The organism is Hartmannibacter diazotrophicus, assembly GCF_900231165.1.
GTDB classification, from domain to species: Bacteria; Pseudomonadota; Alphaproteobacteria; order Rhizobiales; family Pleomorphomonadaceae; genus Hartmannibacter; species Hartmannibacter diazotrophicus.
In genome coordinates this window covers 3,620,188-3,640,800 of the sequence record NZ_LT960614.1, presented here as the reverse complement: position 1 = coordinate 3,640,800, position 20,613 = coordinate 3,620,188, and the positions used below count along the sequence as shown (strand labels likewise).

Annotated in this window: 19 protein-coding genes and 1 riboswitch; of the genes, 16 read left to right on the top strand and 3 right to left on the bottom strand. The window is 63.9% G+C overall.

What is annotated here, in order from left to right; genetic code table 11:
- The first annotated feature begins 124 nt into the window (after window positions 1–124).
- Both HDIA_RS16980 and wrbA read left to right on the top strand, forming a co-directional pair.
- Window positions 125–1,624, top strand: a complete 1,500-nt coding sequence (locus HDIA_RS16980; protein WP_425432952.1) for a tripartite tricarboxylate transporter permease — start codon at window positions 125–127, stop codon at window positions 1,622–1,624.
- 338 nt (window positions 1,625–1,962) lie between these two features.
- A complete protein-coding gene (wrbA, locus tag HDIA_RS16975) occupies window positions 1,963–2,562 on the top strand; it encodes an NAD(P)H:quinone oxidoreductase type IV (protein ID WP_099557241.1) in 600 nt (199 codons plus the stop codon).
- Between the two features lie 24 nt (window positions 2,563–2,586).
- Here wrbA and HDIA_RS16970 read toward each other — a convergent pair whose 3' ends face one another.
- Window positions 2,587–4,191 (bottom strand): B12-binding domain-containing radical SAM protein, encoded by a 1,605-nt coding sequence (locus tag HDIA_RS16970; protein ID WP_245883923.1) that lies wholly within the window; start codon window positions 4,189–4,191, stop codon window positions 2,587–2,589.
- Window positions 4,192–4,600: 409 nt separating this feature from the next.
- A riboswitch (guanidine-I (ykkC/yxkD leader) is annotated at window positions 4,601–4,721 on the top strand.
- Between the two features lie 104 nt (window positions 4,722–4,825).
- Here HDIA_RS16970 and HDIA_RS16965 point away from each other — a divergent pair.
- The 6 genes from HDIA_RS16965 (at window position 4,826) to HDIA_RS16940 (ending at window position 10,626) form a co-directional block, all read left to right on the top strand.
- Entirely contained in the window at window positions 4,826–5,917 is a 1,092-nt protein-coding gene (locus tag HDIA_RS16965) for a putative urea ABC transporter substrate-binding protein (RefSeq protein WP_099557240.1), read from the top strand.
- Window positions 5,918–6,033: 116 nt separating this feature from the next.
- The gene (locus HDIA_RS16960; protein ID WP_099557239.1) at window positions 6,034–6,855 is read left to right on the top strand and encodes an ABC transporter permease; all 822 of its coding nucleotides are present in this window, start codon (window positions 6,034–6,036) and stop codon (window positions 6,853–6,855) included.
- On the top strand, window positions 6,855–7,655 hold the full coding sequence (locus HDIA_RS16955) for an ABC transporter ATP-binding protein (protein ID WP_099557238.1): 801 nt from the start codon (window positions 6,855–6,857) through the stop codon (window positions 7,653–7,655). Before HDIA_RS16960 ends, HDIA_RS16955 begins: the two co-directional genes overlap by 1 nt.
- Window positions 7,655–8,860, top strand: coding sequence for an agmatinase family protein (locus HDIA_RS16950; RefSeq protein WP_099558966.1), 1,206 nt, complete (start codon window positions 7,655–7,657; stop codon window positions 8,858–8,860). Before HDIA_RS16955 ends, HDIA_RS16950 begins: the two co-directional genes overlap by 1 nt.
- 41 nt (window positions 8,861–8,901) lie before the next feature.
- On the top strand, window positions 8,902–9,438 hold the full coding sequence (locus tag HDIA_RS16945) for a hypothetical protein (protein WP_099557237.1): 537 nt from the start codon (window positions 8,902–8,904) through the stop codon (window positions 9,436–9,438).
- 108 nt (window positions 9,439–9,546) lie between these two features.
- Window positions 9,547–10,626, top strand: a complete 1,080-nt coding sequence (locus HDIA_RS16940) for a zinc-binding metallopeptidase family protein (RefSeq protein WP_099557236.1) — start codon at window positions 9,547–9,549, stop codon at window positions 10,624–10,626.
- Window positions 10,627–10,647: 21 nt separating this feature from the next.
- Here HDIA_RS16940 and HDIA_RS16935 read toward each other — a convergent pair whose 3' ends face one another.
- Entirely contained in the window at window positions 10,648–12,399 is a 1,752-nt protein-coding gene (locus HDIA_RS16935; protein WP_162292661.1) for a sensor domain-containing diguanylate cyclase, read from the bottom strand.
- Between HDIA_RS16935 and HDIA_RS25615 the strand changes: the two genes are divergently transcribed.
- The 8 genes from HDIA_RS25615 (at window position 12,388) to modC (ending at window position 19,366) form a co-directional block, all read left to right on the top strand.
- Window positions 12,388–12,909 carry a hypothetical protein gene (locus HDIA_RS25615; RefSeq protein WP_162292660.1) on the top strand — a complete coding sequence of 174 codons (522 nt, stop codon included), beginning with the start codon at window positions 12,388–12,390 and terminating at the stop codon, window positions 12,907–12,909. The two genes, HDIA_RS16935 and HDIA_RS25615, sit on opposite strands and share 12 nt — an antisense overlap.
- Entirely contained in the window at window positions 12,887–13,699 is an 813-nt protein-coding gene (locus HDIA_RS16930; RefSeq protein WP_099557234.1) for a fructosamine kinase family protein, read from the top strand. Before HDIA_RS25615 ends, HDIA_RS16930 begins: the two co-directional genes overlap by 23 nt.
- Window positions 13,700–13,843: 144 nt before the next feature.
- Window positions 13,844–14,920: a WD40/YVTN/BNR-like repeat-containing protein gene (locus tag HDIA_RS16925; protein ID WP_099557233.1), complete on the top strand. Its 1,077-nt coding sequence runs from the start codon at window positions 13,844–13,846 to the stop codon at window positions 14,918–14,920.
- Between the two features lie 104 nt (window positions 14,921–15,024).
- Window positions 15,025–15,933: an EamA family transporter RarD gene (rarD, locus tag HDIA_RS16920; protein ID WP_099557232.1), complete on the top strand. Its 909-nt coding sequence runs from the start codon at window positions 15,025–15,027 to the stop codon at window positions 15,931–15,933.
- A gap of 88 nt (window positions 15,934–16,021) precedes the next feature.
- Entirely contained in the window at window positions 16,022–16,813 is a 792-nt protein-coding gene (locus tag HDIA_RS16915) for a TOBE domain-containing protein (RefSeq protein ID WP_099557231.1), read from the top strand.
- 14 nt (window positions 16,814–16,827) lie between these two features.
- Complete coding sequence (modA, locus tag HDIA_RS16910; protein ID WP_099557230.1) at window positions 16,828–17,592, top strand: molybdate ABC transporter substrate-binding protein; 765 nt, start codon at window positions 16,828–16,830, stop codon at window positions 17,590–17,592.
- Between the two features lie 5 nt (window positions 17,593–17,597).
- Complete coding sequence (modB, locus tag HDIA_RS16905) at window positions 17,598–18,284, top strand: molybdate ABC transporter permease subunit (RefSeq protein WP_099558965.1); 687 nt, start codon at window positions 17,598–17,600, stop codon at window positions 18,282–18,284.
- Window positions 18,281–19,366, top strand: coding sequence for a molybdenum ABC transporter ATP-binding protein (gene modC, locus HDIA_RS16900; protein ID WP_099557229.1), 1,086 nt, complete (start codon window positions 18,281–18,283; stop codon window positions 19,364–19,366). Before modB ends, modC begins: the two co-directional genes overlap by 4 nt.
- A 7-nt stretch (window positions 19,367–19,373) precedes the next feature.
- Here the strand turns inward: modC and HDIA_RS16895 are convergent, their stop codons facing one another.
- On the bottom strand, window positions 19,374–20,369 hold the full coding sequence (locus tag HDIA_RS16895) for a Gfo/Idh/MocA family protein (protein WP_099557228.1): 996 nt from the start codon (window positions 20,367–20,369) through the stop codon (window positions 19,374–19,376).
- Window positions 20,370–20,613: the final 244 nt, after the last annotated feature.

Sequence of the window (20,613 nt, the reverse complement as noted above, 5' to 3'; positions counted from 1 at the left end):
CGTCAATTCAAGTGACTCGAAGACTTGGAGCCGACAAAAGGCCGCTTAGAAGCCTTCTTACCGTCAGGCTCCAAGGAAGAAATACCTAACGGAGGATCCTCCCTTGGACGCGTTCTTTTCCCTGATGCACGGGTTCGGCGTCTTGGCCGATCCGATGAACATCGTCTACATGTTCATCGGCGTTTTCCTGGGCGTTCTCATCGGTGTGCTCCCGGGCCTCGGCGGCGCCAACGGCGTTGCCATTCTGTTGCCCCTGACCTTCTCGATGGACCCCACGTCCGCGATCATCATGCTCTCCTCCATCTACTGGGGAGCCTTGTTCGGCGGCGCTATCACGTCGGTCCTGTTCAACATCCCGGGCGAACCCTGGTCGGTGGCAACCACCTTCGACGGCTTCCCGCTCGCTCAAAAGGGCCAGGCGGGCCAAGCGCTGACGGCGGCGTTCACGTCGTCCTTCATCGGTGCGTTCATCGCCACCGTCGTCCTGACCTTCCTTGCCCCGCTGATCGCCAGCTTCGCCTTGCGGTTCGGTCCGGCCGAGTTCTTCTCCGTCTACCTGCTGACCTTCTGCTCCTTCGTAGGTATGGGCAAAGAGCCGCCATTCAAGGTCTTGTCGGCCATGATGTTGGGCTTCGCTCTGGCCTGCGTCGGCATGGACGGCGTGACGGGCGAACTGCGCATGACCTTCGGTACGGTCGAACTGCTGCGTGGCTTTGACTTCCTGATCGCGGTTATCGGTCTCTTCGGCGTCGGCGAAATTCTGCTGACCATGGAAGAGGGCCTCGCCTTCCGCGGCAAGGATGCCAAGATCAGCCCGACGGTTGTCTGGCAGACCTGGAAGATCCTGCCGAAGTACTGGGTCACCTCGATCCGCGGTGCCATCGTCGGCTGCTGGATGGGCATCACTCCCGGTGGCGCGACTCCGGCCTCCTTCATGAGCTACGGCCTTGCCAAGCGCTTCTCGAAGAACGGCGACAAGTTCGGCACCGGTGAACTGGAAGGCGTCGTCGCCCCGGAAACCGCCGCTCACGCGGCCGGTACGTCGGCCCTGCTTCCGATGCTCACCCTCGGCATCCCGGGTTCGCCCACTGCCGCGGTTCTGCTCGGCGGTCTGCTGATCTGGGGTCTCCAGCCCGGCCCGCTGCTCTTTGTTGAGCAGAAGGACTTCGTCTGGGGTCTCATTGCCTCGATCTACCTCGGCAACATCGCCGGCCTGATCGTGGTGCTGACGACGGTTCCGATCTTCGCGTCGATCCTGCGCATTCCGTTCTCGATCATTGCGCCGATCATCCTCGTGATCTGTGCGATCGGTGCCTACACGGTGAACAACGCGCTCCTGGACATCTCGGTGATGATGGTCTTCGGCGTAATCGGTTACCTCTTCAAGAAGTGCAACTACCCGCTCGCTCCGATGGTTCTGGCTCTTGTTCTCGGTGCCAATGCCGAAAACGGCTTCCGTCAGGCGATGCTGGTTTCCGAAGGCGACATGTCGATCTTTTTCTCCAACTGGCTGGTTGGTTCGATCGTCACGCTCGCTCTCTTCATGCTCTTCTGGCCGGTGATCTCGTCCCTGATCAACAACATCAAGGGCAAGGGCGGCACGCCGGGCGAAGCTTCGGCCTGATCGACCCGATCGGTTCAACGACAATCGAGATGCCGCGGAGTTCGCTCCGCGGCATTTTTCGTTCAGGCCGGCTTCGGAAGTTGATCGCCCGCCGTTTCCGCGACCGTGTCCGAAGGGCCCGGATCGCACTGCGCTTCGACCGGTGCTGCAACTGGCGCACTGTTCAGGCCGGCGCGGGAGCAGCCTCCTTCCGCAGTCTTCTCAGAGTGTCAATTTCATCAAACCTGTTTGATTGGCGCGTTTTTCGTAAACAGTCAGTCCATGCATAGGTGGCTGACGTCACCGCCAATAAGCCTATATGCCTGCCAACGAACCAATCGAACGTCGATGGAGGCATTATGGCAAAGGTTCTCGTTCTCTATTATTCGGCCTATGGGCACATCGAGGCGATGGCCAAGGCCGTCGCTGAAGGCGCGGCGTCGGAAGGCGCCGATGTGACGATCAAGCGCGTTCCGGAACTCGTGCCGGAGGAGGTCGCCAAGGCGTCTCATTTCAAGCTCGACCAGGACGCGCCAATCGCGACCGTCGACGAGCTGTCGGACTACGACGCCATCATCTTTGGCGCCGGCACGCGCTTTGGCACCGTCGCGTCGCAGATGCGCAACTTCATCGACCAGACCGGGAGCCTTTGGTTCCAGGGCAAGCTGGTCGGCAAGGTCGGTTCCGTCTTCACGTCGTCGGCCACGCAGCATGGCGGCCAGGAGTCGACGCTGCTCGGCTTTATCCCGACGCTGATGCATCACGGCATGGTGGTTGTCGGTCTGCCCTATTCCTTCCAGGGCCAGATGGGCGTCGACGAGATCAAGGGCGGTTCGCCCTACGGCGCCTCGACGATCACCGACGGCGACGGCTCCCGCATGCCGTCGGCCGTGGAGCTCGATGCCGCCCGCTTCCAGGGCGCGCATGTGGCCAAGATCGCGGCCAAGATCGCGAGCTAAAGAGTATGTCTTGCGGCGGCCGGGCTATTCGGCCGCCGCAAGCATCGGCTCGACCCAATCGCCCTTCGACAGATCGTCGACCTGACGGCCGATCTCTGTGGAAACGAAGCGCGAGAACGGCCCGAGATGGACGAAGAGGGCGATCATCCGCAGCGCCGGCTTCAGGCTCTTGGGATTGCGGATCAGACAGTCCGCGACCGTTACCCAGAAAAGCCCACGCCAGGCCGGAAAGCGGACAGTGAAGGCGTAAAACAGGCGCAGGGCCTGTATCGTATCCTTGCGAAAATCGCCTGACATGAGCGATCCGTTCGGCCTTGAGGTGTCGATCCGGCGCACGACGGAGCGCACGCGGGCGAAATATGCCTCCGGCCGGTAGATGCGGTCGACGAGGGCGCGATAGTCAGCCAGCACTTCGGCGCGCGGTCGCTGCGTGACGAAATTCAGCCCCGAGGTGCATTGATCGTCGAGCCCGTCATCGAGGTCGACGGAGTGCTGCGTATGCAGCCGGCCTTCGCGGCGCAGGCGACGGGTCAACTGCGTGTTCGGCAGGGCGTAGAGCAGGCCGGCCATCGCGACAGGCATCGCCGCCTCCTCGATCAGCGCCCCGATTTCCTTGCCCGCCTTGCTGCTTTCCTCGTCAAAGCCGATGATGAATCCGGCGATGACGAACATCCCCTTGTCGTAGATATTCTGGATGCTTGCCGCGATGTCGCGGCGGGTGTTCTGCTTCTTGCGCGTGGCGTTGAGAACGTCTGGATCCGGGCTCTCGATCCCGATGAAGACGGCGAAAAATCCGGCTTGCGCCATCAGTTCGAGCAAAGCGTCGTCGTCCGCCAGATTCAAAGAGGCCTCGGTCGAAAGCTCGAAGGGCCGGTTGTGGCGCGTCTGCCAGTCGATCAGATGGGGCAGGAGGGCCTTGAGCGCCTTCTTGTTGCCGATGAGGTTGTCATCGACGAAATCGACATGACCGCGATAGCCGAGGTCATGGAGACGCTGCAGCTCGGCAAGGATCTGGGGGACCGTCTTCGTACGGGGCTTCCGGCCATAAAGTTCGATGATGTCGCAAAATTCGCAGGTGAACGGGCAGCCACGCGAAAACTGGATATTCACTTCGAGATAGTTCGAGAAATCGATGAGATCGAAGCGCGGAATGGGCGTTGTGGTCACATCGGCCTGAAACTTCGGCGCTTCGAAGGTGCCGCTTCGCGCGCCATCCTCGTAGGCTTGCACGAACTCGCCGATGATGCTTTCCGCCTCGCCAAGGACCCGGAAGCTCGCCGCTTCGTAGCGGTCCGGGCTGGACGTGGCGTCCGGTCCGCCAACCACGGTGACGATCCCCCGGCTGCGGCACATCTCCAGCAATCGCAATGCGGCGGCCTGCTGCGGCAGCATCCCCCCGATCATCACCATGTCCGCCCAGGCGAGATCGGGCTCTTCCAGCGTCGCGACATTCAGGTCGACGAGCCGGACTGGCCAGGTCGGTGGCAACAAGGCCGCGACCGTCATCAGGCCAAGTGGCGGCGCGACGTATCTGGCGCCCACCATTTCGCAGGTGCTGCGATAGTTCCAGAAGGACGACCCGTTGAAGGCCGGGTAGATCATCAGCACGTTGGGGGCGGTTTCACTCACGTCGCAACTCCCGTTGAAGGCATGGCGTGCGCCGCTTCCGTGCGCTGACAGGAAATTCGGGCGGATCGTTTCGTCAAACAATCTGCATGGCTGTCCGAGAGTTCGCCCGCGAGAGGGCTGCCTGAGCGCGGACTTGCCGGTGAATTCCGCCTGTTTCGGCAATTCAGCCGACATTAAATTCAAGTCTGGAAAGACTAGATTGCGCCGGGATGCAGAACAATATTCGGAAAATTTGATCCGATCTCGTCTCGGCCTCAGGTTCGATTTCCCGATCACTCACTCTACGCAGATTTCTTTACATCAATCGATGGCGGATTTGTGATGCGTATAAATTATGGGCAGAGAGATTATTATTTGACCTCCCTTGCACAGACTTGCGGCTTTCGATTTGGTGGGGCGGCCCTATACTTCGGGAAGTTTCTAGGGTTCCGGTGCAGGCAATCGAAGCATTGCGGCACGGCTGGTCCGAGAGAAACGCCCCGCCGGAGAGACATCCGACGGGTCCACGGCGGGACAAAAGCCCGGGAGGCTCATGCAGCGATATCGTTGCTTTGGAGATCCCGTGTGCCGTGATTTCCAAACCTTGAGCAGCGCCGCGTGAGCTCCAGACCTTTACGACGAGGGGAGCAGCCGTATGCGCACCAAGACATTTTCCAGCTTCGCCCGATCCTTCACTCTCGCCGCGACAGGTCTTGCCATCGGGCTTGCGGCGAGCATGACCCCGGCGGCGGCCGAGGCGAAGAAGGAATTCAACATCGCCTGGACGATCTACGTCGGCTGGATGCCGTGGCCCTATGCGGCGGACGCAGGCATCGTGAAGAAATGGGCCGACAAATACGGCCTCACGATCAACGTCACGCAGATCAACGATTATGTGGAGTCCATCAACCAGTACACGGCCGGCAAATTCGACGGCGTGACGGTGACGAACATGGATGCGCTGACGATCCCGGCGGCCGGCGGCGTCGACACCACGGCGCTCATCGTCGGCGACTTCTCCAACGGCAACGACGGCATCGTCTCCAAGACCGCGAAGTCGGTGGCGGACCTCAAGGGCGAGACCGTCAATCTGGTCGAGCTTTCGGTGTCGCACTATCTGCTCGCCCGCGCGCTCGATACGGCCGGCCTTTCGGAGAAGGACCTGACGGTCGTCAACACGTCCGACGCGGACATGGTCGCCGCCTTCAAGGCGCCCGAGACGACGACGGTCGTGACCTGGAACCCGCTGCTGGCCGAGGTGAAGGCCGAGCCGGGTGCGACCGAGGTCTTCAACTCCTCCCAGATCCCGGGCGAGATCATCGACATGCTCGCCGTCAACACGGAGACGCTGAAGGACAACCCCGATTTCGGCAAGGCTCTCGCCGGGGCCTGGTATGAGACCATGGCGCTGGTCATCGACCAGGCGGAAGCGGGCCAGAAGGCAAGGGCCGCGATGGGCGAGATGTCGGGCACGGACATGGCCGGCTACGACGCGCAGCTTGCCGCCACCAAGCTCTTCTCCAGCGCTGCCGATGCGGTCGCCTTCACCAAGAGCGAGGATCTGGTGACGACGATGGATCACGTGCGCACCTTCTCCTTCGACCATGGTCTCCTCGGTGATGGCGCTCCGAGCCCCGATGTCATCGGCATCGGCTTTCCGGGCGGCAAGGTGCTTGGCGACGAGGGCAACGTGAAGCTGCGCTTCGATCCGAGCTACATGGAGATGGCCGCCGAAGGAAAGCTCTGATCGCTTTCTCCAGGCCATTCATCCTTGCCTGATGGCGAAATGGGAGGGGGCTGCCCCCTGGCACTCCCTCTCAATCGCCAATGGAACGAACCGTTGACCAAAGAGGAGACAGGCTGATGCGACGCGCCATGAACGTCGTGCCGGGGAAGGGGGCACGGTTTTTCCTTGCCCTGATCCCCTTCGTCCTGATCGCATTCCTCTATGTCACGGGCTCGGCCGAACGGCGGGCGGTGAACCCGAACGACAAGCTGTTGCCACCGGTTTCCGAAATGGCGACGACCGTGACACGGCTTGCCACGGAGCCGGACAAGCGGTCGGGCACGCTGGTGCTTTGGGCCGATACGGCAGCCAGTCTGCAGCGGCTGGGTCTCGGGCTCGGCTTTGCCGCGGCCATCGGCCTCGGCTTCGGTCTTCTTCTCGGCATGCTGCCGACGGCAAGCGCCGGCCTCGGGCCGCTGGTCGCGGTGTTGTCCATGATCCCGCCGATGGCGATCCTGCCGGTGCTGTTCATCGTCTTCGGCCTTGGCGAATTGTCCAAGGTGATGCTGATCGTCATCGGCATCACGCCCTTCCTGATGCGCGATCTTGCGATGACCGTGGGGGCCATTCCGCGCGAGCAGATGATCAAGGCGCAGACGCTCGGCGCCTCCACCTGGCAGACGACGCTTCGGGTGGCGCTGCCCCAGACCTTTCCAAGGCTTCTGGAAGCGCTTCGCCTGTCGCTCGGGCCGGCTTTCCTGTTTCTCATTTCGGCCGAGGCCATCGCGGCGGAGAACGGCCTTGGCTACCGTATCTTTCTCGTCCGGCGCTACCTCGCCATGGACACCATCCTGCCCTATGTCGCCTGGATCACGCTGATCGCCTATGTGCTCGATTTCGCTCTTGCGCGGCTCGCCCGCTGGGGCTTCCCCTGGGCCTACGTGCAGGAGGCCCGCTGATGAGTGCGATCTCGGTCCGCGATGTCTGGATGGAATATGGCGACCAGATCGTCATCGAGGGTCTGAACCTCGAAATTCCCTCGGGTGCGTTCCTGTCGGTCGTCGGTCCCTCCGGCTGCGGCAAGTCCACCTTCCTGCGCATGGTGCTGGGGCAGGAGCGGCCGACACGGGGGCAGATTCTGCTCGACGGCGAGCCGCTGCCCGGTGAGCCGGGTCCCGACCGTGGCGTCGTCTTCCAGCGCTATTCCGTCTTTCCGCACCTGACCGCGCTCGAAAATGTCCTGGCCGCCTTCGAATTCTCGGCAAGTCCCTTCCTTGGCAAACTCTTCGGCGCACGCCGCCGCGCCGCGCTCGAAGAGGCGCGCGGGCTGATCGAGGAAGTGGGGCTCGGCGAACATGGCGGCAAATATCCCTCGCTGCTGTCCGGTGGCCAGATGCAGCGTCTGGCCATTGCCCAGGCCATTGCGAAAAGGCCGAAGGTTCTGCTGCTGGACGAGCCCTTCGGTGCGCTTGACCCCGGCACGCGGGCGCAGATGCATGCCCTCATCAAGCCGATCTGGAAAGACTGCGGCATGACGGTGATCATGGTCACCCACGACCTGAAGGAAGCCTTCGGGCTCGGCACGCGGGTCGTCGCCTTCGACAAGCCGCGCGTCGATCCGCAGGCCCCCGGCCGCTATGGCGCCAAGATCACCTACGACTTTGACCTCGATCCGGGCTCCGCTGTCCCGGTTCTCGGATTTTCCAAACCGCTGCCTCCGGTTACCGAGGCCCAAGAAGAAGCAAGGAGCGTTGCATGATGTCGCATGGTCCCGTCCGTCAAGCCAAAAGGGCCGGCATCACCAAGGTGGCCGGGCGGTCCCGCCGCCACCATCCCGATTTCAACAAGCTGGAGACCCAGGGTTGGAGGGCGCTGGAGGCCGAGGCCGAGCTTTCCGGCAAGGGCTGGGCGCGCGAGCGCAAGTGGGCGCTGGAGATGGGCCTGCCGGGGGCGGAAAGCCTCACCGACAAGTCGATCCCGACCTTTGCGCGCGGGGAACTGCCGCATTTCGCCGGCATCAACACCTTCCTCAAGGCGCCATACGTGGAGAACGTCCGCGACGTCGCCAAATACGACGCCGCCGTCCTCGGCATTCCCTTCGACAGCGGCACGACCTACCGCCCCGGCACCCGCTTCGGGCCGCAGGGCGTGCGCCGCATCTCCGCGCTCTATACGCCCTACAACTACGAGATGGGCGTCGACCTGCGCGAACAGATGACGCTGTGCGATGCCGGCGACGTCTTCACGATCCCGGGCAACCTGGAAAAGAGCTTCGACCAGATCACGCGCGGCGTCGCGCATGTCTTCTCGTCTGGCGCGCTGCCGGTGATGATCGGCGGCGACCACTCCATCGGCTTTCCCTGCGTGCGCGGCATCGCCGAGTGCACCTCGAAGAAGATCGGCATTATCCACTTCGACCGCCACATCGACATCCAGGAAAAGGATCTCGACGAGCGGATGCACACGACGCCGTGGTTCTGGGCGACCAACATGCCGAACGTGCCGGCGACGAACCTCGTCCAGCTCGGTATCGGCGGCTGGCAGGTGCCGCGCGACGGCGTGAAGGTCGGGCGCGAACGCAACACCAATGTGCTGACGATCGACGATATCGAGCGGATCGGCCTGGAAAAGACCGCCGAGATCGCCCTCGAACTCGCCTGGAAGGATGCCGACGCGGTCTATATCTCCTTCGACGTCGACAGCATCGACTGCGGCTTCGTGCCGGGCACCGGCTGGCCGGAACCGGGCGGCTTCCTGCCGCGCGAGGCGCTGAAGATCCTCGGTCTCGTCGCTGCGGAAGGCCTTTGCGGCCTCGAGGTCGTCGAGGTCAGTCCGCCCTACGACACCTCGGACATCACGGCGCTCTTCGGCACCCGCGTGATCGTCGAGGCGCTCGGGTCGATGGTCGCCAATGGCAAGCTCGGCAGCCACAAGCATCTCATCGACAAGCCGGTGGCCTATTGAGGGAAGGGAATTCCCCTCCTCCATCTGCAAGGACTGCTTTCATGCACGACGACCACCATCATCATGACGGCCATTCGCATGCGCACAGCCATGCGCATGGCCATCACCACCACGGCCACGGGCATTCGCACGTTGGCCCGGGACACAACGGCGGCCGCGACACGACGCAGTGGCAGACGCCGCATCTGCCGCATGACCACGTCCACGAGCCGCCGCCGGCGCAGCGCGACCTCGACCTCGTGGAGAAGACCTTCGTCGAGAGCTTCGCGACGACATCCGACGTCACGAGCTTCCTGCGGCTTGCGGGAATTCCGTTCGTCGGCGTCGACGAAGAGGGGCGGCGACTGCATCTCCTGCGCGTCGAGATCGAGGATCTGACGGATGTCGGGTCGGTCGTGCCGCTGCTGGGGGGGCAGGGCGTTCGCTACGATCCGCTGCCGGCCCAGCTTGCCTCGCGCCGGCGTCAACTCGCCTTCGTCTATCACGATGGAAAGCGCGTGGAGCGGCTGGACTTTGCCAACGCACGGGCGCTCAAGGACGAGAGCGATGCCTCGGAAGTGAGCTTCGGCCAAGGGTAATGCCACTCGGCCTGGAACCTTCGGCAGGCCTCAACCGTTGCCCCGCTGCTTCAAAAGGATGCTAGGAAGGCATCCGAGCGGCGGGCTGCGGTGAGAGATGTTGGTTCCATGAAGATTTTCGAGTGCCAGTCCTGCGGCAATGCCGTCCACTTCGACAACACGGCGTGTCTCCAATGCGGCCATTGGCTCGGCTATATCCCGGGCCTTGCCGGCATGTCTGCCGTCGAGGAGGACAATGGCGTCTGGCGGGCCCTGATCGACGGGGGCTCCTATTTCTTCTGCGACAATGCCAAAAGGGACGCCTGCAACTGGCTGCTTCCCGCCAGGCATGGCCCGGGGCTTTGCGCCGCCTGCCGTCACAACCAGACCGTCCCCGATCTGACGCAGCCGGAAAACCAGACCCGCTGGGTGAAGCTGGAGCGGGCCAAGCGTCACCTCTTCTATTCATTGACCCGCTGGCAACTGCCGATGCCGAGCCGCACGGAGGACCCGAATGAAGGCCTGGCCTTCGATTTCATGGCCGACGTGACGAAGCCGGACGGCACGGTCGAGCCGGTCATGACGGGTCATCAGGACGGCCTCATCACGATCAATATCGCCGAGGCGGACGATGTCGAGCGGGAAGGTCGGCGGACGGCGATGGCCGAGCCCTATCGCACCCTTCTCGGCCATTTCCGCCATGAGGTCGGGCACTTCTACTGGAACCTGCTGGTGCGGGACGGCGGCCGGCTCGACGGATTCCGGCACATCTTCGGCGACGAGCGGGCCGACTACGGCGAGGCCCTGGAGCAGCACTACGAACAGGGGCCGCGCGCCGATTGGCCCCTGCACCACATCAGCAGCTATGCCTCGGCCCATCCGTGGGAGGATTTCGCCGAGACCTTCGCCCATTATGTCCACATGGTCGATGGTCTGGAGACGGCGCGCAGTTACGGGATCGCTATCCGGGCGCATGTCGATGTCGGCGACGGGCTGGAGAGCCCGATGGCCGCCAATCCCTATCACACGGAAAGGGTCGACGACCTGATCGAACCCTGGGTGCCTTTGACGGTGGCGATGAACAGCCTCAGCCGCAGCATGGGCCAGCCGGACCTTTATCCGTTCATCCTGTCGGAGCCGGTGAAGGAAAAACTCGGATTCGTGCACGACCTCATCCGGTCGGCGCGCGATCCTTCGGCGCCCCGGTGATGCCGGAGCGGGCAGGATGTCTCAGGCGCGGTAGACGAGCATCTCGGTCTCGGTCTCGGTCTCGTCCACGTCGACATCCATGTCATCGTTTTCGAAGGGCTGCCAGCTGATGACGCAATCCCGGCCGGTCCGCTTTGCCTGGTAGAGGGCGTCGTCGGCGCGCTTGATCATCTCGCGGACATTCCCGGCCGGGTTCAGCCGGTCCATGGTGAAGAGACCGCCGCTGATGGTGACGAGCCCCTTCTCGCTGGCCACATGCGGCATGGCGAGCTGGCGGATGGAGACGCGGAAGCCCTCGGCGATGACGAAGGCGCTCTCCCGGCGGCAGTTGGGGAGAATGGCGACGAGTTCCTCGCCGCCATAGCGGGCAACGAGGTCGACCGGCCTGTTGCAGATGCCGCGCAGGCAGCTGGCGATCCTGCGGATGCAGTCGTCGCCGGCCAGATGGCCGTAGGTGTCGTTATAGGCCTTGAAGACGTCGATATCGACGAAGAGCAGGCTGAGCGCAGAGCCTGTGTCCCTGGCGTGGGCGAATTCCCGCTCGATCTTTTCTTCAAAGGCCCGGCGATTGCCGAGACCCGTCAGACCGTCCGTTTCGGCAAGGACGGCCAACTGCCGGTTCATCGTCGCGAGGGTCGTCTCGGTCAGCTTGGACTTCGAGATGTCGCTGACAACGCTGAGGAAACCGCCATTGGCAAGCCTGCGGTCGCGAACCTCGATCCAGCGGCCGTCGCCGAGCTTGAATTGGCGGCTTTCGTTCGTGCGTCCCGCATGCAGGACCATCTGGATCCAGTCGTCCAAATCGCCGGAAGGCGTTTCCTCGCCGCGCTGGACCGCTGCACGCAGAACATGCTCCAGAGAGGTGCCGGGAACGCGCAAATCCGACGTGCGGGGAAAGAGTTCGCGAAACTGATTGTTGCTGAAGACGATCCTGTTGCTGCCGTCGTAGATGACGAGACCATCGGCCATGAAGGCAAAGGCGTCCGCGAGCAACTGCTGGCTTTCCTGGTACTGGCTTTCCAGCTTCTTCTTTTCGGTGACGTCGCGATTGTGGGTCACGATGCCGACGATCTTGCCGATTTCGTCGCGCAGCGGCGACTTGTGGCTCGACAGGAACATGGACCTGCCGTCGGCACTGACGCTGGTCTGCTGGAAGGTCATCGGCTGGCCCGTCAGCACCACCTGCTGCTCATCGAGATGGCTCTTCCGGGCAATCTCGATCGGCAGATAATCGAAGTCGGTCCGTCCGATGACATCCGCAGGACGGTCGGCACCAAGGTGCCGGGCGGTTGCGGGATTGGCCGCCAGAAATCGGCCGTCCTTGTCCTTGACGCTGAGACCGTCCGGCAGGGTGTCGACGATGGCGCGGAAGAACCGGGTTGCCGCCGTTGCTTCGCGCCGGGCCTCCTCGGCGATGCAGGTAAGCCCACTCACGAGCGCGGCGACAAAGGTCAAAATTCCGGCAAGGGGGATCAGGAGACCCTCGTTGCCGTCGGCCCTGGCCAGATACAGAACGGCCTCGCCGACCATGGCTCCGGTCGAAAGCAGAATGGCAAGCCAGAGGAGGTCGCGTTCCGTCGGCCGGCGGCCGTGAAGGAGATGGTGGGCGGCGATGCCGACCGCGGTCGCGGCGGCGGTCATCAGGTAGATGCCGATAAAGGGCTCTGTCTTCAACAGGATGCCGCCGGCACCGGCGACGACGGCGGCAAGGGTCGCCGCGACGGGACCGGCGAGAAAGCCGCAGAGCGCGAGAAGAACAGGATGGAGGTTCATTCCGACGCTGGTCGCGTCAAATCGTTCGACGGCCATCAGGAGAATGGCCCCGAGACCGGTCACGGCGGCCGATGCCAGTTCGCGGTGAGTCTGGTGCCACGTGGCCGTCAGATCCCGAACGACGTTCCATGCAACCGCTACGATCAGGAGCAGTGCGAAACTGTCTTCAATGCTGGCCCAGAACGTGTCCAACGGGCAATCCCAGAACTGAAAAATGATGCCGACGGCTGTTTTCAGCAACGACAATTGCATGATCCTGTAAACGTTCGTTTAAACGGGATGCCAAAGAGCGGGGATGAAATACTGCGGCGAGATACCGTGCTGTCTTTTTGTCCGGATTTCCGCCGATCCGGGGCATCCATGGCGAGGCCAGCGGAGATGCGGATCTTGAATCGCCACCGCTCACACATGGATGATCGCTGGGCATTGACCCGCTCGAAACCTAATCGATTGAACAACGGTTCAACGAATACGACGGAAAAAGGGGATGGCGCGCTTCGACGACTTTGAATTGCTGAGCGGGCTGGTGGGGGCCGCACCCGTGCGCCGCACCCGGATGGCCGGCGGCGACCTCTCGCTTGTGGAACGCGTCGAATTGCAGGACGGCCGGAGCGTCATTCTCAAGCATGGACCGCAGGTGCAGCGGGAGGCCGCAATGCTTCGCGCGATTGCCCAAAGTGGGGCCCCGGCGCCGGAGGTTCTCGGCGTTGCAGGCGACCTGCTGGTCATGGAAGCGCTTGCAAGCGATGGCTCTCTCGGGAGTGCCTGGGGAGCGCTCGGAGCCGCTGTCCGCCTGCTGCATGATGTCCCGGGCGATGCCTATGGCTGGGAGAGCGACCATGCCTTCGGCCCGGTTCCGATCGAGAATGGCTGGAGCGAGACCTGGCCGGAATTCTGGGCCGAGCGCCGGCTTCGGGTCTTTCTCGCCCATGTTCCCGCCGATCTCGGACGGCGGATCGAGAGGCTTTGCAACAGCCTCGGCGTCCGGTTGCCGGAGCGGCCGAAAGCCTCGCTTCTTCACGGCGATCTCTGGACCGGCAACGTGCTTGTCGCCGGCGGACAGGTGACGGGGCTGATCGACCCCGCCTGCTATTTCGGCCACTCTGAGGTGGATCTCGCCATGCTCTGCCTGTTCGGGTCTCCGTCACCTGCGTTCTATTCGGCTTATGGACCGCTGGAGCCGGGGTATCGCGAGCGGCAGGCGGTCTACAGCCTGTGGCCGGCGTTGGTTCACCTGCGCCTTTTCGGCGGCGGCTACCGACCCATGGTGGAACGGTTTCTTTCCGACTGCGGCGTCTAGCGCCTGGAGCATTCGTGGCTCATCGAGCTTGATACGTTGACATCAACGTAATTTTGCGGACATGCTTGCGGCGCGGGCGAGGGGGAAAAGCAGCCGGACAGGGCACCAGGGAAATGGTGGCCCGATGTCAGGGAGGGCGAACGAATGGCGGAGAGAGTTCTGGTGCTGATCGGCACCAACAAGGGTGCGTTCATTCTTGAAAGCGATGCCGGGCGCAAGGGCTTCAAGCTTCGCGGCCCCTTCTGCGACCACTGGCCCATTCATCATGTCGTCGGCGACGAAGCCACCGGAACGATCTACGCCGGCGGCGGCAATCCGTGGACGGGGATCGGCGTCTGGCGGTCCGACGATCTCGGCGAAACGTGGGACTGGTCGGGCGATGGGCTTACCAATCCGGATGGTGCCGAGGCGCTGAAATCGGTCTGGAGCCTTTCATCCTCAAAGGGACGGCTGCATGTCGGCGTCGAACCGGCGGGCCTTTTCGTCAGCGAGAACGGCGGGAAGAGTTTTTCGCATGTCGACGGCCTGCAGGCGCATCCCTCGCGGCCCGAGTGGCAGGCGGGCGGCGGTGGACTCATCCTGCATTCGCTGGTGACCGATCCGGAAGACCCCGGCCGCATCTGGGTCGGCATTTCCGCCGCTGGCGTGTTTCATTCGGCGGACGGCGGCAAGACCTGGGAGGCGCGCAACCAGGGCACACGCTGCGATTTCATGCCCGAGGACATGCGCTATCCGGAATACGGCCAATGCGTCCACTGCCTCGTGCGCGCGCCGGGCAAATCGCTGCGTCTCTACCAGCAGAACCACTGCGGCATGTATCGCAGCGACGATGGCGGCACAGGATGGACGTGCGTCGAGGAGGGGCTTCCCTCCACCTTCGGCTTTCCGGCGGCGACGCATCCGCGCGACCCGGACACGCTCTTCCTCGTGCCGCTCAACGGCCAGGAGGGACGCTACATGCCCGACGGCAAGGCTGCGGTCTGGCGCACGCGCGACGGCGGCCGGACATGGCAGGACCTGCGTCAGGGGTTGCCGCAGGAAAACGCCTATCTCTGCGTCCTGCGGCAGGCGATGGCGACGGACGCGCTGGCGCCCGCCGGCGTCTATTTCGGCACCAACTCCGGCACGCTGTTCGCCAGCCCCGACGAGGGCGAAACCTGGCAGATGGCCGCCATGCACCTGCCGATGATCATGTCGGTGGAGACGATGGTGGTTTCCTGAGGGGCCGGTGCGTTGCAGACCCGGCTCAAGGGCAGTCATCAAGGAAATGAATTGGTCTTTTGCGTTGAACCGGTTTACACGGCCAGTCTCACGGAAAGACTTCGATGGCCCTCGACAGCTCGCAGCCGGCGCCGGCGCTCAAGAATGAAGACACGCTTGCCGGCTTCGGCTACGCGTTCACCGCCTATGTCCTGTGGGGCTTCCTGCCGCTCTACATGAAGGCGGTGGCACACATTCCCTCCTCGGAAGTTGTCGCCCACCGCATTCTCTGGTCAGTGCCGATCGCCGGCTTCGTTCTGGCCTTCCGTGGGCGCGTGGGCGATGTGTGGATCGCCCTGAAGACGCCGCGTATGCTGGGCATGGCGGCGCTGACGGCGAGCCTCATCAGCGTGAACTGGCTGATCTATGTCTGGTCGATCGCGGCCGGCCGAGCGCTGGAATCGGCGCTCGGCTACTACATCAATCCGCTGTTCAGCGTGGCGCTGGGCGCCATCGTCCTGAAGGAGCGTCTGACGCCGATCCAGCTTGCCGCCATCGGTCTTGCGGTCGTCGCGGTGGCGGTTCTCGCGGTTGGAGCCGGCGGACTGCCATGGGTCTCGCTGGCGCTCGCCTTCAGTTGGGGCTGCTATGCGCTCCTGCGCAAGACGTTGCCGGTCGGTCCCAATCAGGGGTTCTTCCTGGAGGTGCTGCTGCTTTCGCCGGTCGCGCTCGGCTACCTCGCCTATCTGTACACCTCCGGGGAGGGCCATTTCGGCTTCACGGGGATGCCGGACATGCTGTTGCTGATGGCGTCGGGGCTGGTCACGGCAGTGCCGCTGATGATCTACGCCAACGGGGCCAAGCTGCTCAAACTCTCCACCATCGGCATCATGCAGTATATCGCGCCGACGATGATCTTCCTGATCGCCGTCTTCGTCTTCCACGAGCCGTTCGGCCCGGAAAAGCTGGTTGCTTTCGGCTTCATCTGGGCGGCGCTGGCGCTCTATTCCTTCTCCATGCTGCGGGGACGCTAGTCCGCGGCAAGCCCCGCGCCACCCGCCGTTCCGCATCCGCAAAATGACGGAACTTGCGCTTGCGGCCATCGCTATATAGTCTGACTACATGACGATAGAAGCGCATATCTCCCTGAAGGCGGAAAACGCGGGCAGCGTCGGGCGCGAACGCATCCGGTTGCTTGAGGCCGTGGCGCGCGAAGGCTCGATCACGGCCGGCGCCAAGGCGGTCGGGCTCTCCTACAAGGCCGCCTGGGACGCGCTCGACGCCATGGCCAATCTTTTCGGCGCGCCGATGTTGGCAACCCGCGCCGGGGGCAAGGCGGGCGGCGGAGCGGAACTCACGCCGACCGGCATCCGCGTCATCGAAGCCTTTCACCGGCTGGAAGCGGAGATGGAGCGCACCCTGCGCGCGCTTCAGTCCGAACTCGCTGGCACCGGTATTTCGCCGGGCAGTCTGATCACGGGATTTCTGATGCGAACGAGCGCCCGAAACACACTGCGCGGCACGATCAGCGCCATTCAATCCGACGCCATCGCGGCGGCGGTTGCCGTCGACGTCGCGCCCGGCACCACGATCCACGCGCTCGTCACCAACGAGAGCGTGCGCGAGCTTGGCCTTTGCGTGGGGCGGGAAGCCATCGTCCTCGTCAAGGCGCCCTTCGTCGTGGTCGCGACGGGCAAGGAGCCGCCGGCCGTTTCCGTGCGCAACCGGATCGCCGCGACGGTCCGGCGCTGCACGGCCTCGGACGTCTCGGCGGAAGTTGTCCTCGATATCGGCGGCGGCAAGAGCCTTGCTGCAACCATTTCCGCCGCGAGCGCCAAGGCGCTCGACCTTCAGCCGGGCCTGCCGGCCTTTGCCCTTTTCGACGCCTCCCACGTCATCCTCGCCATCGACTGAGAAAGGAACCTCTCATGCGTGCCTCCCGCGTTCTTGCCGTCCTGTTGCTTGGAAGCGCCCTTTCCACCGGCGTCGTCGCCTCGGCCTTCGCCGGCGAGGTGCATGTGGCCGTTGCCGCCAATTTCACCGATGCCGCCAAGGAGATCGCCGCCGCCTTCAAGGAGGCAACCGGCGATGACGCGGTGCTGAGCTTCGGCTCGACCGGCAAGCTCTACACCCAGATCACGCAGGACGCGCCGTTCGAGGTGTTCCTTGCCGCCGATCAGGCGCGTCCGGAAAAGGTGGAGACGGACGGCCTCGGCGTTGCCGGCAGCCGCTTCACCTATGCGGTCGGCAAACTGGTGCTCTGGTCCAGGGATGCTTCGCGCGTCGTCGACGCGGAGACGCTGAAGAAGGCCGATTTCACGGCGCTTTCGATCTGCAATCCGGTCGCGGCGCCCTATGGCGCGGCAGCGATCGAGACCATGACCTCGCTCGGCCTCTACGATGGCCTGAAGCCGAAGCTCGTCGAGGGGGCAAATATCTCGCAGGCCTATCAGTTCGTCGACACCGGCAATGCGGAAGTCGGCTTCGTGGCACTGTCGCAGCTTGCCGGAAAGACCGAAGGGTCGAGCTGGGTCATTCCGCAAGACCTCTACAAGCCGATCCGCCAGGATGCCGTGCTCCTGAAGACGGGCGCCGACAACGAGGCGGCCAAGGCCTTTATGGCGTTCCTCGGCGGACCCAAGGCGCATGAGATCATCGCCAAATACGGCTACGGCTTCGACGCGGGAAGCTGATCTTGATGGATGGGTTGCCGGAAGACATCTGGATCGCCGTCTGGCTGACCATCCAGCTGGCCGGAATGACGACGGCGGTCCTCCTGCTCGTCGGCACGCCGATCGCCTGGTGGCTGGCGCGTACGCGTGCCTGGTGGAGGGAGGGGGTCGCGACCATCGTCGCGATGCCGCTCGTCCTGCCGCCGACCGTGCTCGGCTTCTACCTGCTGGTCGCCCTCGGTCCGCAGGGCCCGGGCGGATGGCTCGCCGGCCTCTGGGGCGCGCGCACGCTCGCCTTCACCTTCGAGGGTCTCGTGATTGGCTCGGTGATTTATTCGCTGCCCTTCATGGTGCAGCCGATCCGCAACGCCTTCGAGGCGATGGGCGAGCGCCCGCTGGAAGTGGCGGCGACGCTTCGTGCCTCGCCGGCGCGCGCTTTCTGGACGGTGGCGCTGCCGCTGGCCCGTCCCGGCTTCCTCACCGGCATCGTGCTCACCTTCGCTCACACGGTCGGCGAGTTCGGCATCGTCCTGATGATCGGCGGCAACATCCCGGGCCGCACCAAGGTGCTGTCCGTTGCGATCTACGACTATGTCGAGACCTCGCAGTGGGACAAGGCGAGCCTGCTTGCCGGCGGCATGGCGGCCTTCGCCTTCGTGGTCATCCTGGCGGTGACGCTGATCGAAAAGCGCAAGGTCAGGGCGGAACCATGATCGAGGCGCGCTTTTCCGGCGTTCAGGGCCAGTTCTCGCTCGACGTTGCCTTCGAGGTTCCGGGGCAGGGCATCACGGCGCTCTTCGGGCCGTCCGGCTGCGGCAAGACCACGGTCCTGCGCTGTATCGCCGGCCTCAACCACATGCGCGAGGGGCGCTGTGTCATCGACGGCGATGTCTGGCAGGACGCCAAGACGTTCCTTCCGGTCCATCGCCGCCCGATTGGCTATGTTTTTCAGGAGGCAAGCCTTTTCCCACATCTGTCCGTGCGGCGGAACCTGCTCTACGGCGCACCGAAGACGAAGGGAACCCGTGCGTCCGCGTCGATCGGTTTTGACGATGTGGTGGAGTTGCTCGGCCTTGCCCGTCTCGTCGACCGCTCGACGCACAAGCTCTCCGGCGGCGAGCGCCAACGCGTGGCGATCGGACGGGCGCTTCTATCCGAGCCACGCCTGCTGCTGATGGACGAGCCCTTGTCGGCGCTCGACCGCCAGACCAAGGACGAGATCCTGCCCTTCCTTGAGCGGCTGCACGGCCGGCTCGGGATTCCCGCGCTCTACGTCAGCCACGATATTTCGGAAGTCGAGCGGCTCGCCGACCATCTCGTTCTGATGGACAAGGGGCGGGTGGTCGCGGCCGGTCCCTATGACGCGTTGCAGCGCGATCCGGCCCTGCCGCTGGCGCTTCGGCGCGATGCGGCCGTCACCCTTGAAGCGAAGATCACGTCGCATGAGGCGACCGACGGGCTCGCAACGCTTTCGGTCGCTGGCGGACGCTTCCTGATGCCGGCGCCGGCCGACCTCGTCGGCCAGACCCGGCGTCTCAGGATCGCGGCGGGCGACGTTTCCCTTGCCCGGCAGCGGCCAACGGAAAGCACGATCCTAAACGTGATGCAGGTGCGGATCCTGTCGGTCACGCCGGCGGGCGACAACGAGGTCGTCGCCGTGCTCGGACTTGGCGAGGACGGAGAGGGCGCACGTATTCTCGCCCGCGTCACCCGCCGCTCATGGCAGCGGCTGGGCTTTGCGGAAGGGATGACCGTCCACGCGCAGGTGAAGGGCGTCGCGCTGGCGCCCTCCTGAGACAATGTCAGCCGAGGCTGACCCAGCCGTTTGTCCTTTCGCTTTCGAAGATGGCGTCGAGGGTCGCCATGTTCACCAGTGCATCCTCAATCCCGTAGGGCAGCGGCGTGCCGGTCGCGATGGCCTCGGAGAAGGCCTCGACCTCGCGCTGATACTGGTCGCAGCCGTCGATGACGATCGTTTCCAGATCGGTGTCGCCGCGCGCGCCCTGCGAAAGCTGCAAGATTGCGTCGGTCGTCGGCTGATTGAAGGGAATGAGCACCGTCAGGCGCTTTCTCGTGCCCATGATATGGACGCGCTGGAAGGGGACGAGCTGGGTGGAGACGGTGAAGTCGCAGCGCTTGCCATCGCCGAAGTCGATGAGCGCGCTCGCAAGCCGGTCGGTGCCGAAGGCCGGATCGCGGTCGATCAGCGAGACGACCCGCTTCGGATCGGAGCCGAAGGCCATCCGGGCGCTGGTGATCGCGTAGCAGCCGATATCCAGAATGCCGCCGCCGCCGATGTCGGCCATGTTGCGGACGTTGGAAGGATCGTCGTTGAAATAGGAAAAGAAGGTCTGGACGGCCCGCACTTCGCCGAGGTCGCCGCTCGCAACGATGTCCCGGACCCTCTGCCACTGCGGATGGAAGCGGATCATGAAGGCTTCCATGACGAAGACGTTTTTCGGCGACTCGCGCAGGCGCTCGGCATCCTTCAAGTCCATGCCGATCGGCTTTTCGCACAACACATGCTTGCCGGCGCGGGCGGCGGCGAGCGTGAGGTCTACATGCAGGTGATTGGGAAGCGGGTTGTAGATGGCGTCGATCTCGGGATCGGCGAGCATCGCCTCGTAGGAACCATAGGCTTTCGCGACGCCAAGGCTGTCGGCGAGCGCCTTGGCCCTTGCCTCATCGCGCGAGGCGATGGCTACGAGTTCGGCGTTGGCCGCGTTCATGATGGCGGGAATGACGAGTTCGCGGCCGATCTTGGCGGTGGACAGAACACCCCATCTGATCTTGCGCATTGGCGGGACCTCATTGTTCTTGGTGACTGGCAGGGTTTTGGAGAACGGGCGGGTGACGGGAGTTCGCGTTGATTGCCTGTCCGGCAGGTCGCTGCCAGCCTAGAGCATTTTCGTTTTTCCCGGTGTCACGGAAATGCTCCAGACTTCCGTCCTGTGCAAGCCCGGGCGGACAAGCGGCGCGCACCCGCGAGCCGCGAGAGCATGTCCTTGCCGGACCGGCTCAAGACCACGTCGTGGTCATATG